Below are 13,705 nucleotides of genomic sequence, written 5' to 3'. Positions count from 1 at the left end.
AGAATCCATCCATGCATGCCAAGGTGCTCCGCTACTTCGCCGAAGTCGTCCGCGCGGGATCGATCCGCAAGGCGGCCGCGCAGCTGCACGTCGTGCCGACGGCGGTCAACCGCCAGATTCTCAACCTCGAGGAGGAACTGGGCGCGCCCCTTTTCGAGCGCGTGCGAGGCACGCTACGGCTCACGCCGGTGGGCGAGATCGTGCTCGAGCACGCGCGCGCCACGCTGCGCGAGTTCGACGGTGTGCGCGAGCGCATCGCCGCGGTGCAGGGCCTGCGCCAGGGCGACGTGACGCTGGCCACCACGCCGGGCATGACCGAGGCCTTCCTGCCCGGGCTGGTGCACGGCTTCCACGCGGGGCATCCGGGCATCCGGCTGCGCCTGCTGGACTATCCGGTGCCCGAGGTGCTGCGCAGCGTGCATGCCGGCGACAGCGACCTGGGCCTGGCCTACGACGTGCCAGACAGCGCCGGCTTCCGCGTGCTGTTCACCAGCGAGTGGCCGATCGGCGCGGTGGTGCCGCCGGGGCATCCGCTCGCCCGCCAGGCCACCGCCCTGCTGTCGGACTGCGTGGGCCATCCGCTGATCCTGCCGACCGCCGACCTGTCGCTGCGGCCGCTGCTGGACGGCGCGTTCGCGCGCAGCGCCATCCGCGTGACGCCGGTCGTCGAGAGCACGTCCACCGCGCTGATCCGGCAACTGGTGATGCGCGGCGCCGGCATCAGCCTGCTCAACGCGCTGGACATCGCCGGGGAGCGGCGCGCCGGCCACCTGGTGTTCGTGCCCTTGCGCGACACGCACCCGCGCCCGCAGACCTTGCGCCTGGTCTGCCGCCCGGGCCTCGACGTCAATCCCGCGGCGGAGTTGCTGGCCAGGCATCTGATGGCCGGACTGGAGGACCTGATGGCAAGCCATCGGCCGGCGCCGTCCGCGTAGCACGCCGTTGCGGGCACGATGCAGACGCCGGCATGGCCGTGTCCGGTCCGACCCGCTTCAGGGCGCGCTTTTGCGCGCCGCCGCGAAGAGTCTGGTGCGAATCAGCTGCAGCGCCTGGCCCTGCCTTTGCGCATCCGCCGAAACGCTCGACGTCGTCGCCACCACCATGTCCAGCCGCGGGTAGACCCAGACGAACTGCCCGCTATACCCGCTGGCCATGAAGGTCTGCCGCTGCGCCCCGGACGGCACGACCCACCACATGAACCCGTACGGCAGCGAGCCCGGCGGACCGCCCGCATTTCGGGCGGTGGTGGCTTCGGCAACGAAGGCCGGCGCCAGCAGTTGCCGGTCGCCCCAGCGCCCGTTCTGGAGGAACAGCTGGCCGAGCCTGGCCATGTCCTCGGTACGCATGTGCAACCCCTGCCGGTACGACGGCTCGGCCATTCCGAGCGGCGCGACCAGGCGCTGGCGGGCATAGTCGGCCAGCGGCATGCCCGTCGTGCGCTCGAGAATCGCGGCCAGGATGACCGGGATGGTGTTGTCGTACGCGAAGGTCTGCCCGGGTGCGCTCGACATCGGCCGCGCCCAACCTTCTCGCGCGCGCAGGGCGGGGGCGGTCCCGGCCGGGTCGTCGACCTGGAAGCCCGCGGTCATCGTCAGCAGGTGGCGCAGCGTGATCTCGCGCGAACGCGGGTCGGCGTTCAATGGCGCCAGTTCCGGCAGGAGGTCGACGACCCGCTGGTCCAGGCTCTGGAGATGGCCCTGCTGCAACGCCGCGCCCACGAGCGCCGACGCTGCGCTCTTGGCCACTGAGTGGACCGCCCGCAAGGCCTCGGGTGTGCCGTCGCGGTAGTACCGGAACGCGATGCGCCCGCCCAGGGCCACGAATACGCTCTGCACTTGCGGGAAGTTCTCGCCGATCACCCGCTCCATACCCTCGAACGCCGCCGCGTCCGACGCCTGCTCCTGCGCGGTCGGGGATCGCCACTGGGCCAGCGAAGCCACGGGAAGCAGCGACAGGAAGACCAACAGCCTGGCATGCCTGCCGGGCCTGGATGATGTTGCTGGCGTCATGGGCGCATCAGGTTTCATGTTGGCCGCCGCGAATGGTCGGCGGACGTCGTCCGGCCGGACCGCCTGGAGGATACTGTGGGCCGGAGCATCCATGCGCAGACTTCGCCATCTGACCGGCCGGCATCGAATTCCCTCGACCAACAGGGCACTGGGCCTGCTGCTGGCGTTCAATGCCGGCGCGGTCAACGCCGGCGGCTTCCTGGTGCTGCACATGTACACGTCGCACATGACCGGGTTCGCCTCGCAGCTGGCGGACGGCCTGGTCCTGGCCAATGCCACGCTGGCGCTCAACGCCATGGGCGCGATCCTGGCTTTCATTGCCGGCGCCGCGGTGTGCGCCATCCTGGTGAACTGGGGCCGCCAGCGGCGCCTGCACAGCGTCTATGCGCTGCCGCTGATGCTCGAGGCGCTGCTGATGCTGCCGTTCGGCCTGATGGGCGCCGTCACGCTCACCTGGAGCACGCCGTTCGCGGTGCCGCTGACGGTGCTGCTGCTGTCGTTCATCATGGGCTTGCAGAACGCCGTGGGCTCGAAGACGTCCGGCGGGAGCACGCGCACGACCCACATGACCGGCAACATCACCGACCTTGGCATGGAGCTGGGCAAGGTGATCTTCCTCAAGCGCAGCGGCAGCACGCCGGCGTCCAAGGTCCGGCACGACTGGCTGCGCATGAGGATCTCCGCCGGGCTGGTGGGCATGTTCATCCTCGGCGGGATGGTGGGCGCGCTCGGCTTCAAGTACGCGGGATTCGTCTGTGTGGTGCCGCTGGCGGCGCTGCTCCTGGCGATCTCGGTGCCGCCGTTCATCCGCGACGGCCCGCGCGTCAAGCTGATGCTCGCCCACCTGGGCAAGTAGACGAGCGCCGCTACAGGCCGACCCAGCGCGACAGCCGCTCGGCGAGCACCTTGACGCGCGCCGGCTCCCTGCGCGCGCGCTGGTCGGCCACCCATGCCAGCACCTGTGCGACGCGCTCGGCGCCTTCGTCGCCGCGCCGGGCCTGGTCATGCCACTGGGCACTCAGCTCTCGCAACTGGCGGCTGGTCAGGCGCCTCAGGGGCGGCCCATCGGGCAGCGGCAGTTCTTCGGCGAAGCTGCCCTTGGGCCGGGCGAACCCAGCCGGGACAGCCGGTTTGCTGCGAAGACCGTGGGCCGGCGGCGACTGGAGTGCGGGCGTCTGCATAACCCTATTTTCTTACTCCGATCCGGCCCGGGACACCGCCAATAGGAACTAGGCCTAAAGCCATGGCGGGCCCCGGCCCGCCCCTCCACGCGTCCACTTTTCGTGCACACCGCAGGCGAAATTCTGACCTCGCCGGCCGGTCGACCGCCCACCTAGACTGCCGGCGCGCGGCGTGCACTTGGCAGTGCCACGGCGCGACCGAAGCAAACCACGAGACAACACCCTTCCAGGGCGGAACAACCATGACTGCTCCTCACGATTCTTCTTCCACGACGACGGCCGAGGCGGTCGACCAGAAGCTGCCGCTGCCGCGCTGCGCCGCGCTCGGCCTTCAGCACGTGCTGGTGATGTATGCCGGCACGGTGGCGGTGCCGCTGATCGTGGGCGGCGCGCTGGGCCTATCCAAGGCCGACATCGCCTTCCTGATCAACGCCGACCTGCTGGCGGCCGGCATCGTCACGCTGATCCAGGCGCTGGGGCTTTGGCGCTTCGGCATCCGCATGCCGGTGATGATGGGCGTGACCTTCGCCGCCGTCGGTCCGATGATCGCCATCGGCGCCGATCCTTCGCTCGGGCTGACCGCCATCTACGGCGCGACCATCGTGGCGGGCGTGTTCGGCATGCTGGTGGCGCCGCTCATGGGGCGCCTGCTGGGCGTCTTCCCGCCGCTGGTCACGGGCACGGTCATCACGCTGATCGGCGTCTCGCTGATGGGCGTGGCCATCAACTGGGCCGGCGGCGGCCAGCCGTCGAGCATGCAGATGGTCGACGGCGTGCAGCACGCCGTCTTCAACGCCGACTACGGCGACCCGGCCAAGCTGGCCATCGCGGCGCTGGTGCTGCTGGTGATCATCGGCATCAGCCGCTTCGGCCGGGGGCTGGTCAGCAACATCGCCGTGCTGCTGGGCATCGTGGTGGGCGTGGCGGTTTCGCTGGCGCTCGGCCGGATGCACTTCGACGGGCTGGCCGAGGCGCCCTGGCTGTCGGTGACGACGCCGTTCCACTTCGGGCTGCCCCGCTTCGAGTTGCCGGCCATCGTGTCGATGTGCATCGTCATGCTGATCACGCTGGTGGAATCGACGGGCATGTTCCTGGCGCTGGGCGCCATCACCGGGCGCCGGATGACGCCGGACCTGCTCACGCGCGGCCTGCGCGCCGACGGCCTGGGCACGGTGATCGGCGGCGTGTTCAACACCTTTCCCTACACCAGCTTCTCGCAGAACGTGGGCCTGGTCACGCTGACCGGCGTGCGCTCGCGCTACGTGGCGGCAGCGGGCGGGCTGATCCTGATCCTGCTGGCGCTGGTGCCGAAGCTGGCGCACGTGGTGGCCAGCGTGCCGCCGTACGTGCTGGGCGGCGCCGGCATCGTCATGTTCGGCATGGTGGCCGCCACGGGAATCCGCATTCTGGGTAGCATCGACTACGGGGCCAACCGGCATGCGCTGTACGTGATCGCCATTTCAATCGGCCTGGGGCTCATCCCCACGCTGTCGCCCACCCTGTTCCAGCACCTGCCGGCCTGGACCCATCCGATCACGCACAGCGGGATCGTGCTGGGTACGGTGGCCGCCGTGGTGCTCAACCTGTTCTACAACGGCGTGTTGTCGCGCGAGCGGGCGATGCAGCTCGCAGGCTCGAGCACGCATTCGGCCGAATGAGGATCCGCATTACATGACACCATCTTCCACACCCTCCCCGGGCAACGCGGACGCCGGCGACGGCCGCCTGCTGATCCTGCGCCACGCCGAGGTGCTGGTCACCATGGACGCGGCAAGGCGCGAGATCCGCGATGGCGCGGTGGTCGCCAGGGGGCCCGCCGTCGAATGGGCCGGCCCCACGAGCGAGCTTCCGGCCCCCTACCTGGACGCGCTGGAGGACGGCCGCGCCGAAGCGATCGACCTGCAAGGCCACGTGCTGATGCCCGGGCTGGTCAACACGCACCACCACATGTACCAGAGCCTGACGCGCGTGGTGCCCGAGGCGCAGGACGCCGAACTGTTCGGCTGGCTGACCAACCTGTACCTGCTCTGGGCGCGGCTGACGCCGGAGATGATCCGCGTGTCCACCGGGACCGCGATGGCCGAGCTGATGCTCTCGGGCTGCACCACCACGAGCGACCACCTGTACCTGTTCCCCAACGGCAGTCGGCTGGACGACTCCATCGAGGCCGCCGCCGCCATGGGCATGCGCTTCCACGCGGCGCGCGGGAGCATGAGCGTCGGGCGCAGCGCGGGCGGCCTGCCGCCGGACGAGGTGGTCGAGCGCGAAGCCGACATCCTGGCCGACAGCGAGCGCCTGATCGCGCGCTGGCACAACCCGGGCCGCTTCGCCATGCAGCGCGTGGTGGTGGCGCCGTGCTCGCCGTTCTCGGTCTCGCGCGAGCTGATGCGCGAATCGGCCGTGCTGGCGCGCGACAAGGGCGTGTCGCTGCACACGCACCTGGCCGAGAACGACAACGACATCGCCTATTCGCGCGAGAAGTTCGGCATGACGCCAGCCGAGTACGCGCAAGACCTCGGCTGGGTCGGCCATGACGTGTGGCATGCCCACTGCGTCAAGCTGGACGAGGCCGGCATCGCCCTGTTCGGCCGCACCGGCACCGGCGTGGCCCATTGCCCGTGCAGCAACATGCGCCTGGCCTCGGGCATTGCGCCGGTCGGCGCCATGCGGCGCGCCGGCGTGCCGGTCGGCCTGGGCGTGGACGGCAGCGCCAGCAACGACGGCGCGCACATGCTGGGCGAGGCGCGCCAGGCCATGCTGCTGGCCCGGGTCGGCCACGGCCCGGCCGCGATGACCGCACGCGAGGCGCTGGAGATCGCGACGCTGGGCGGCGCCAGGGTGCTCGGCCGCGACGACATCGGCGCGCTGGCACCCGGCATGGCGGCCGACATGGTCGCGTTCGACCTGCGCGGCGTCAGCCATGCCGGTGCCTGGCACGACCCGGTGGCCGCGCTCGTGTTCTGCCAGCCGGGCAATGCGGCGCTGTCGGTGATCAACGGCCGGGTCCGGGTGCGCAGCGGCGAACTGGTCGACACCGAGCTGGCGCCGCTGCTGCAACGCCACCGCGACCTGGCGCGACAGTTGTACGACGCGGCGCGGCATCCGCACACGGCCGGGCAGGCCTGAGCGACGCGGCGCGGACGCAGGCAGCGGCTCGAGCGGGCTCGCCAGCATGGGACAGCGTCGACATCGGGAACAAGGCAGGCACCCTGACGCGCGGGCCGAAGCCGGTGCGGTGGACGCGTCCACGCCGCGCGGCTCGGCCATCGAGGTATTCCTCGCCTTCCTCAAGCTCGGACTGATCTCGTTCGGCGGCCCTGTCGCTCACCTGGGCTACTTTCGCACGGAGTTCGTCCAGCGCCGGGCCTGGCTGGACGACAAGAGCTATTCGGACCTGGTGGCGCTCTGCCAGTTTCTGCCGGGCCCCGCGAGCAGCCAGGTCGGCATTGCACTCGGGCTTGGGCGCGCAGGCTGGCCGGGCGGACTTTGCGCGTGGGCGGGCTTCACGCTTCCGTCTGCCATCGCGCTCGTCCTGTTCGGGCTCGGCGTCAGCCGATGGGATGCCCTGGCGCAGTCCGGTGCGGTCCACGGGCTGAAGGTCGCAGCCGTCGCCATCGTCGCCCAGGCGGTCTGGGGCATGGGCAGGACGCTGTGTCCCGATCGCTTGCGAGCGGGCATCGCCATCGTCGCGGCGTTGCTGGTGCTTGCCGTCCCATCGGCAATGGGGCAGGTCGGCGCCATCGTCGCAGGTGCGATCGCAGGACGTTGCGCCGTGCATGCTGGACGCGTTCCCAGCACCGAAGACCGCGACCGCGGCGTGCGCAAGAGCATGGGCGCCGCCCTGCTGCTGCTGTTAGCCTTGTTGCTGGTCGTGCTGCCGGTGCTGGCGGCCGCGACCCGTTCGCCGGCGCTTGCCGTCATCGCCTCCTTCTATCAGTCGGGCGCGCTGGTGTTCGGCGGGGGACATGTGGTGCTGCCGCTTCTGCAGGCGAGCGTGGTACCCGGCGGATTGGTGACCAACGACGCCTTCCTCGCCGGATACGGCGCCGCGCAAGCCGTGCCCGGCCCGTTGTTCACGTTCGCGGCATACCTCGGCACGGTCATGAACGGTGCGCTCGGAGGATGGGAGGGCGGCCTGGCTCTTCTGGTGGCGATCTTCGTGCCTGGCTTCCTGGTGGTCGCCGGTGCATTGCCCTTCTGGGAATCCCTGCGCCGGCGCGACGGCATCCGGCGCGCAATGGCCGGCATCAATGCTGCTGTCGTCGGCGTCCTGGCGGCGGCGCTGTACGACCCCGTCTGGACAAGCGCGATCCATTCGCGCGCCGACTTCGGCGTGGCGCTCGGCGCGTTCGGCCTGCTGGTGGTCGGGCGACGCTCGCCCGTTCTGGTCGTGGCGCTGTCGGCCACGGCGGGTTGGCTGCTCGCACGCTGACGCCCACGATCGACTCCGCCATCGCACCCATCACGCATGGGCCAACCGCTCGCAGGCGATGGCCCGCATCGCGTTCATCCTGGTGGATGCGCAGGCGGGCGGCTGAGCGCGAAGGCGCTCAATCCTCCAGCGGAAAGCGCTTGACCAGCGCACCGAGGCGTGCATCGTCCTGGCGGATCATCTCGGCGAACGCGGCCGGGCTGGTGAAGGCCGGCTCGGCACCGGCAACAGCCAGCGCCTCGCGCACGTGCGGGTCCTTGCCCGCCTCGCGGGTCGCGTCGGCGATGGCCTGGGCGACGCGCGCCGGCGTTCCCTTGGGCGCGAACATGCCGTACCAGGTCACCGAGTAGGAATCGGGCCAGCCGGCCTCCATGCTGGTCGGCACGTCGGGCAGCGCCTGCGCGCGCTCGTTCCCGTTGGTCACCAGGATGCGCAGGCGGCCGGTCTTGTGCAGAGGCATGGCCGCGGTGATGCCGGTGAAGGCCATGGTGAGGTTGCCCGACACCAGGTCGCCGACGATGGGCGATGTGCCCTTGTAGTTCACCACCGCCATGTCGTGCAACTGGTAGTCGGCCGCGAACTTCTGGGCACGCACCTTGGAGCTGTTCTCGCCGCTGCCCACGTTGCACGGTTTGCTGCGGCAGTACGCCACCAGCTCGGGCAACGTCTTGAAAGGCAGGGTGCCGGTCATCACCAGCGCGGTGGGCGAAGTCGCCACCGCGGTCACCGGCGCGAGCTGGCCGACCGGGTCGATGCCCTTGAGGCTGCGCTGGTACTTCATCAGCAGGACCGACGGCACCTGGAACAGCAGCGTGTAGCCGTCGGGCGCTGCCTCGATCACGCGGCGTGTGCCGATCAGGCCATCGGCGCCGCCCAGGTTCTCGACGACCACCGGCTTGTTCCACAGAACCGACAGTCGGCTCGCCACAGCGCGGGCGGTGGCGTCGGTGCCGCCGCCTGGGTTGTACGGGACGATCAGCGTCACCTGTCGCTCTGGTGTCCATGCGCCCTCGGCATGCGCCGCGGCAGCACCAAGGGTGGCCGCGCCCAGCAGCGCCAGCAGTGTGCGGCGCGTCGCCGCGCGGATCGGGAAAAGGTGTTTTTTCGGATGGGTGATGGTCATGTGCTGGTTCTCTTCGGATTCATGGTTGCGCAATGGCCGCCGCTGCCGCGGGCCACACCCACGGGCGCGCGACCTTGTCGGCGGCCTGCCATGCGTCGATGGCGCCCTGCAGCTTCAACGTGCGGCCGATGTCGTCCAGGCCCTCGAGCAGCGCGGCGCGGCGCAGCGGGTCGACCTCGAAATTCAGCACTGCGCCGCCTGGCGCGGCGATGGCCTGCGCCTGCAGATCCACCGTCCATTGCGCGCCTGGCGCGCATGCGGCATGCACGACGGCAAGATCGGACGCATCGAGGCGGATCGGCAGCACGCCGTTCTGGAAGCAGTTGGCATGGAAGATGTCGCCAAAGCTCTCTGCCATCACGCAACGGATGCCGCGCGCCAGCAGGGCCCACACGGCACCCTCGCGGGACGAGCCGCAACCGAAGTTGCGCCCGGCCACCAGGATCGGCGCGTCGCGCCAGCATGGCTGGTTGAGCACGAAGGCAGGGTCTTCGCTGCCGTCGGCACGGTAGCGCAGCGCTTCGAACGCCCAAGGCCCGAGTTCTGCACGCTGGAGGCTGGTCAGTCGCTCGATGCGGATGATGAGGTCGGTGTCGACGTTGTCGAGCGCCAGCGGCGCCGCAGCGCCGCGCAGGGTGGAAAAGGGCTGCATGCTCACAGGCTCCGCGGATCGGTGATGACGCCCGCCAGGGCAGCGGCGACGGCGCTGGCCGGGCTGGCCAGATGGGTGCGCGCGCCCGGCCCCTGCCGCCCGACGAAGTTGCGGTTGGACGTGGACACCACGCGTTCGCCCGGCGCCGCCTGCTCGCCGTTGGCGGCCACGCACATGCTGCAGCCGGGCTCGCGCCATTCGAAGCCGGCGGCGGTGAAGATCGCGTCGAGCCCTTCGGCCTGCGCGGCGCGCTTGACGTTCTCCGAGCCCGGCACGACCCATGCGCGCACGTGCGCGGCGACGCGCCGGCCGCGGATCAGCGCGGCCGCCTCGCGCAGGTCCGACAGGCGCGAGTTGGTGCACGACCCGATGAAGACCCGGTTCACCCGCGTGCCTTGCAGGGCAGCGCCGGGTACCAGGCCCATGTAGTCGAGCGCTGCCTGCCAGGCGCCGCGCTGTGCTGCGTCCACGGCGTCGGCCGGGTCCGGTATGCGCCCGTCCACCGCCATCGCGTGCTCCGGGCTCGTGCCCCACGTGAGAGTGGGCGCGACGCGCCGTGCGTCGATGCGCGCCTCGCGGTCGTGACGGGCGCCGTCATCGCCAGGCAGCAGGCGCCAGTGCGCCGCGGCCCGCCCGAAGATCGCCTCGGCGGGTGCGAACGGGCGGCCGCGAAGATACGCCTCTGTCCTGGCGTCGGGCGCCACCAGGCCGATGCGCGCGCCCAGCTCGATGGAGAGGTTGCACAGGGTCATGCGCTGCTCGATGTCCATGCCACGCACGGCTTCGCCCGCGTACTCCACGGCAAAGCCGGTGCCGGCGCTGGCGCCGAGCTGTCCGATCATCGACAAGGCCAGGTCCTTCGCACCGACGCCCGGGCCAGGCAATCCTTCGAACAGGACGCGCAACGTGCGGGGACGGCGCAGCACCAGGGTCTGGCTGGCCAGTGCATGCGTGAGTTCCGACGAACCGACGCCGAACGCAACGGCGCCCAGCGCGCCGTTGGTGCAGGTGTGGCTGTCGCCGCAGATCAGTGTCATGCCCGGCTGCACGATGCCCAGCTCCGGGCCCATCACGTGCACGATGCCCTGCCCCGGCTCGCCCAGGTCGAACAGTCGGATGCCGCTGCGCTGCGTCAGCAGCTTCAGGCCGTCGTACAGGTGCGCCCCCCCGGCGAAGGTGCGGCCGGTGCGGCCGGGTGCGCTGGAGACGGCATGGTCCGGCGTGGCGAAGGCAAGTTCCGGATTGCGCACGGACATGCCGCGCGCGGCCAGTTCGCGCAGGCCCGCGGTGCCGGACAGGTCGTGCAACAGATGCCGGTCGATGTGCAGCAGGTCCCAGCCATCGCCCAGCGGCTGCACCACGTGGGCGTCCCAGATCTTGTCGAACAGGGTGCGCGGGGGCTTCGCGGCGTCGCTATGGTTCATGGCGTTCACTGGGCGTCGTCGAAGCGCGTACGCAAGGCATCCCACTCGTCCGCGCCGAGCCGGCGGAAGCGCTCGGCGACACCTGGCCCCTGCGCCGAACTGGGCGGCTGGCCGGTCGACCTGAGCGTCGACAGCGCCTGCTCGCAGGCCGACGCCGCGGCGCCGATCAGCAGGCTCGGCAGGATGGCCATCCTGTAGCCCATGTCCTGCGCCGCGGCCAGGCTCAGGTCGGGCGTCTTGCCGCCGCGCACGATGTTGAGCAGGCACGGCCCCTCCACCCGGCGCGGGATCGACTCGAGCTCTTCCATCGATTGCGCCGCCTCCACGAACACCATGTCGGCGCCGGCCGCAAGCGCGGCGCGGGCGCGCTCGACCGCCTCGTCGAGGCCGAGCATGGCGCGCGCATCGGTACGGGCGATGACCAGGAAGGCCGGATCGCGCCTGGCTTCGAGCGCGGCGCGGATCTTGGCGACGAACTGGCCGCGCGGGATCACTTCCTTGCCGTCGAGATGCCCGCAGCGCTTGGGCGCGACCTGGTCCTCGATGTGCAGGCCGGCGACGCCGCGCATCTCGTACTCGCGCACGGTGCGCGTCACGTTCAGCTCGTTGCCGTAGCCGGTGTCCGCGTCGGCCACCAGCGGCAGGCTGACCGAGCGCGCCAATACGCCTGCGGCGTCGGCCATCTCGCTCATCGACAGCAGGCCATAGTCGGGAAAGCCACGCGCGGCCGAGGCGCCTGCGCCGGTCATGTAGACGCAGGAAAAGCCGGCGGCCTGGACCATCCTGGCGGTCATGCCGTCATAGGCGCCAGGAGCGACGACGAGGTCGGGGCGCGCAAGCAGCGCGCGAAGTTGCTGGGCGGGTGTCATCTGGTGTGTCCGAGGTTCGAGAGTCAGGGGCGATTTAGTCATGTCATCATAATGCTATGACCTTATGTCATTACTAGGGTATGTCTGGATGACAGGCACAATGCTGGCCGGGCAGCGTCGGCTGACCCGCCAAACGCTCGAACCGATGGACGCCACCAATACCTCCCACGCCTCGCATCTGCGCCGCGAGCCCGGCACCGCCTTGCACCGCCAGCTTTTCATGGTGTTGCGCGACCAGATCGCGCAGGGGGTCTACGCCATCGGCGACCTGATTCCGCCCGAGGACGCGCTGTGCGCGCGCTTCGACGTCTCGCGCATCACGGTGCGCCGCGCCGTGTCCGACCTGGAGCGCCTGGGCCTGGTGGAAAAGCGCCCGGGACGCGGCACCTACGTGCGTGCGGGCACGCGGCCGTCGCGGCCGCGGCCCAGCTTCGGGCTGCTCGAATCACTCGACAAGCAGGCGCGCGAGACCGAGGTGACGGTCTTGAAGGTCGAGACGGCCCCAGCCCCGCCGGCAGTGGCTGAACAACTGGCGCTGAGCGCTGGCACGTCCGCGGTGCACGCGGTGCGGCTGCGGTCGGTGAAGGGCACGCCGATGATGGTGACCGACGCGTGGGTTCCCCGTGAAGTGGGACAGAACGTGACCGAGGCCGAACTGGGCAAGCGCGCGCTGTTCGAGATCCTGATGGGCGAAGGCGTGAAGTTCGGCCGGGTGATCCAGGAGGTGACGGCGGTCGCCGCCGACCCGGTACTCGCGCGCCTGCTACGCGTCGACCTTGGCGCGCCCCTGGTGCAGCTGGTGCGGGTGCTGCACGACCGCCGCAAGCGGCCGGTGCAGTACATCACCATTCATTTCACCGGCGAGCGCAGCCGGGTGTTGATGGATGTGCCGGCCGAGGCGGTCAACACGACCGGCGCCGGGCAGATCGTGCACGATCTGGAGTAGCCGCCCTCCCAGCCCGGACGCGGCCGGCTCAGCCCTCGTCGCCGCCGGCCTCCGCCACCTCGCGCACCACGCAGCGAAAACCGATGTGCGTGGTCGAGGTGTCGACCGGATGCGCATGCCGCGCGGCCGGACGATAGCGGCGGCAGTAGTTGGGCGCGCACAGGTGCGAGCCGCCCTTGAGCACCTTGCGCGGAATCAGGATGTCCGGCATGGCGGGGTCGTAGCTGGCCTTCTCCTGGCCGCCGCGCGGGTTGCTCGGGATGCAGCAGGGCTTGGCGGCGTCGGCCGGGTGCCGCGCGGTCCACCAGTCGTCCGTCCATTCCCACACGTTGCCGATCATGTCGACCAGGCCGTAGCTGTTGGCCGGGTAGCTGCCGACGGGCGAGGTGCGGTCCCAGCCGTCTGGCTTCTGGTTGTGGTTGGGAAACTCGCCGTGCCACGTGTTGGCCATGCGCCGGCCATCGGTCACGAGCTGCTCGCCCCAGACGAACTCCCAGTCGTCGCGCATGTCCGCGCGCGCGGCGAATTCCCACTCGGCCTCGGTCGGCAGCGACTTGCCGGCCCAGCGTGCATAGGCCATGGCGTCGGCATGCGAGACATGGACGACCGGATGCATCTCCTTGCCTTCGATGCTGCTGCCCGGGCCATAGGGATGGCGCCAGTCGGCGTCGCGGATGAACTGCCACCACTGCGTGACGTCGCGCAGGTTGGTCACGCGGTGGCGCGGCGCCACGAACACCATCGAGCTGGGCACCAGCATCTCCGGCAATGCGTTGGGGTAGTCCTTGGGATCGGGCGGCACCTCGGCGGTGGTGACGTGGCCGGTGGCCTCGACGAAGGCGGCGAACTGCTCATTGGTGACCGGCGTCCGGTCCATCATGAAGGCGTCGACCTTCACGCGGTGCGCCGGCGCTTCCTCCGGGTAGTGCCGGTCGGAGCCCATGCGAAAGGTGCCGCCGGGAATGCGGACCATGTCCTGGGTCAGAAGGGAATCGGGGATCGCGTTCAAGGTCTGGGCCATGGCCGGTGCTAACGGGCAAAGAGAGGGGAATGGCCAAGCATCTCAGCT

13 protein-coding genes are annotated in these 13,705 nt (G+C 70.4%); 6 read left to right on the top strand and 7 right to left on the bottom strand.

The window, feature by feature from the left end; genetic code table 11:
• The first annotated feature begins 11 nt into the window (after nt 1–11).
• Nucleotides 12–935, top strand: coding sequence for a LysR family transcriptional regulator (locus VES41_RS19125; RefSeq protein WP_324820293.1), 924 nt, complete (start codon nt 12–14; stop codon nt 933–935).
• A gap of 57 nt (nt 936–992) precedes the next feature.
• Here VES41_RS19125 and VES41_RS19120 read toward each other — a convergent pair whose 3' ends face one another.
• On the bottom strand, nt 993–2,009 hold the full coding sequence (locus VES41_RS19120; RefSeq protein ID WP_324820291.1) for a serine hydrolase: 1,017 nt from the start codon (nt 2,007–2,009) through the stop codon (nt 993–995).
• Between the two features lie 91 nt (nt 2,010–2,100).
• Between VES41_RS19120 and VES41_RS19115 the strand changes: the two genes are divergently transcribed.
• Nucleotides 2,101–2,865, top strand: coding sequence for a YoaK family protein (locus tag VES41_RS19115; protein WP_324820289.1), 765 nt, complete (start codon nt 2,101–2,103; stop codon nt 2,863–2,865).
• 10 nt (nt 2,866–2,875) lie between these two features.
• Here VES41_RS19115 and VES41_RS19110 read toward each other — a convergent pair whose 3' ends face one another.
• The gene (locus tag VES41_RS19110; RefSeq protein WP_324820287.1) at nt 2,876–3,190 is read right to left on the bottom strand and encodes a hypothetical protein; all 315 of its coding nucleotides are present in this window, start codon (nt 3,188–3,190) and stop codon (nt 2,876–2,878) included.
• A gap of 242 nt (nt 3,191–3,432) precedes the next feature.
• On the opposite strand from VES41_RS19110, the gene VES41_RS19105 reads away from it, so the two are divergent.
• The 3 genes from VES41_RS19105 to chrA are packed head-to-tail and all read left to right on the top strand — an operon-like array spanning nt 3,433 to nt 7,622.
• Nucleotides 3,433–4,848 carry a nucleobase:cation symporter-2 family protein gene (locus tag VES41_RS19105; protein WP_324820285.1) on the top strand — a complete coding sequence of 472 codons (1,416 nt, stop codon included), beginning with the start codon at nt 3,433–3,435 and terminating at the stop codon, nt 4,846–4,848.
• Between the two features lie 13 nt (nt 4,849–4,861).
• Nucleotides 4,862–6,316: an 8-oxoguanine deaminase gene (locus tag VES41_RS19100; RefSeq protein ID WP_324820283.1), complete on the top strand. Its 1,455-nt coding sequence runs from the start codon at nt 4,862–4,864 to the stop codon at nt 6,314–6,316.
• A 46-nt stretch (nt 6,317–6,362) separates the two neighbouring features.
• Nucleotides 6,363–7,622, top strand: coding sequence for a chromate efflux transporter (gene chrA, locus VES41_RS19095; RefSeq protein ID WP_324820282.1), 1,260 nt, complete (start codon nt 6,363–6,365; stop codon nt 7,620–7,622).
• Nucleotides 7,623–7,740: 118 nt separating this feature from the next.
• Here the strand turns inward: chrA and VES41_RS19090 are convergent, their stop codons facing one another.
• From VES41_RS19090 to VES41_RS19075, 4 genes are read right to left on the bottom strand one after another with little or no spacing between them, the layout of a single operon-like run.
• A complete protein-coding gene (locus VES41_RS19090) occupies nt 7,741–8,745 on the bottom strand; it encodes a tripartite tricarboxylate transporter substrate binding protein (RefSeq protein WP_324820279.1) in 1,005 nt (334 codons plus the stop codon).
• A gap of 19 nt (nt 8,746–8,764) precedes the next feature.
• Complete coding sequence (gene leuD, locus VES41_RS19085) at nt 8,765–9,397, bottom strand: 3-isopropylmalate dehydratase small subunit (protein WP_324820277.1); 633 nt, start codon at nt 9,395–9,397, stop codon at nt 8,765–8,767.
• Nucleotides 9,398–9,399: 2 nt separating this feature from the next.
• Nucleotides 9,400–10,821, bottom strand: coding sequence for a 3-isopropylmalate dehydratase large subunit (locus VES41_RS19080; protein WP_324820275.1), 1,422 nt, complete (start codon nt 10,819–10,821; stop codon nt 9,400–9,402).
• Nucleotides 10,822–10,826: 5 nt separating this feature from the next.
• On the bottom strand, nt 10,827–11,690 hold the full coding sequence (locus VES41_RS19075) for an isocitrate lyase/PEP mutase family protein (RefSeq protein ID WP_324820273.1): 864 nt from the start codon (nt 11,688–11,690) through the stop codon (nt 10,827–10,829).
• 145 nt (nt 11,691–11,835) lie between these two features.
• Between VES41_RS19075 and VES41_RS19070 the strand changes: the two genes are divergently transcribed.
• Complete coding sequence (locus VES41_RS19070) at nt 11,836–12,636, top strand: GntR family transcriptional regulator (RefSeq protein ID WP_324820271.1); 801 nt, start codon at nt 11,836–11,838, stop codon at nt 12,634–12,636.
• 28 nt (nt 12,637–12,664) lie between these two features.
• Here the strand turns inward: VES41_RS19070 and VES41_RS19065 are convergent, their stop codons facing one another.
• Nucleotides 12,665–13,657 carry a formylglycine-generating enzyme family protein gene (locus VES41_RS19065; RefSeq protein ID WP_324820269.1) on the bottom strand — a complete coding sequence of 331 codons (993 nt, stop codon included), beginning with the start codon at nt 13,655–13,657 and terminating at the stop codon, nt 12,665–12,667.
• Nucleotides 13,658–13,705 lie beyond the last annotated feature (48 nt).

This window comes from Variovorax sp., assembly GCF_035634955.1.
GTDB lineage: Bacteria > Pseudomonadota > Gammaproteobacteria > Burkholderiales > Burkholderiaceae_C > Variovorax.
The sequence above is the reverse complement of the archived record's forward strand: the minus strand, read 5'-3'. Positions and strand labels throughout refer to the sequence as shown.

Excerpts from the sequence above, each read along its gene's own strand:
- VES41_RS19125 (WP_324820293.1), top strand. The coding sequence starts at position 12 with ATGCATGCCAAGGTGCTCCGCTACTTCGCCGAAGTCGTCCGCGCGGGA.
- VES41_RS19120 (WP_324820291.1), bottom strand. The coding sequence starts at position 2,009 with ATGACGCCAGCAACATCATCCAGGCCCGGCAGGCATGCCAGGCTGTTG.
- VES41_RS19115 (WP_324820289.1), top strand. The coding sequence starts at position 2,101 with ATGCGCAGACTTCGCCATCTGACCGGCCGGCATCGAATTCCCTCGACC.
- VES41_RS19110 (WP_324820287.1), bottom strand. The coding sequence starts at position 3,190 with ATGCAGACGCCCGCACTCCAGTCGCCGCCGGCCCACGGTCTTCGCAGC.
- VES41_RS19105 (WP_324820285.1), top strand. The coding sequence starts at position 3,433 with ATGACTGCTCCTCACGATTCTTCTTCCACGACGACGGCCGAGGCGGTC.
- VES41_RS19100 (WP_324820283.1), top strand. The coding sequence starts at position 4,862 with ATGACACCATCTTCCACACCCTCCCCGGGCAACGCGGACGCCGGCGAC.
- chrA (WP_324820282.1), top strand. The coding sequence starts at position 6,363 with ATGGGACAGCGTCGACATCGGGAACAAGGCAGGCACCCTGACGCGCGG.
- VES41_RS19090 (WP_324820279.1), bottom strand. The coding sequence starts at position 8,745 with ATGACCATCACCCATCCGAAAAAACACCTTTTCCCGATCCGCGCGGCG.
- leuD (WP_324820277.1), bottom strand. The coding sequence starts at position 9,397 with ATGCAGCCCTTTTCCACCCTGCGCGGCGCTGCGGCGCCGCTGGCGCTC.
- VES41_RS19080 (WP_324820275.1), bottom strand. The coding sequence starts at position 10,821 with ATGAACCATAGCGACGCCGCGAAGCCCCCGCGCACCCTGTTCGACAAG.
- VES41_RS19075 (WP_324820273.1), bottom strand. The coding sequence starts at position 11,690 with ATGACACCCGCCCAGCAACTTCGCGCGCTGCTTGCGCGCCCCGACCTC.
- VES41_RS19070 (WP_324820271.1), top strand. The coding sequence starts at position 11,836 with ATGGACGCCACCAATACCTCCCACGCCTCGCATCTGCGCCGCGAGCCC.
- VES41_RS19065 (WP_324820269.1), bottom strand. The coding sequence starts at position 13,657 with ATGGCCCAGACCTTGAACGCGATCCCCGATTCCCTTCTGACCCAGGAC.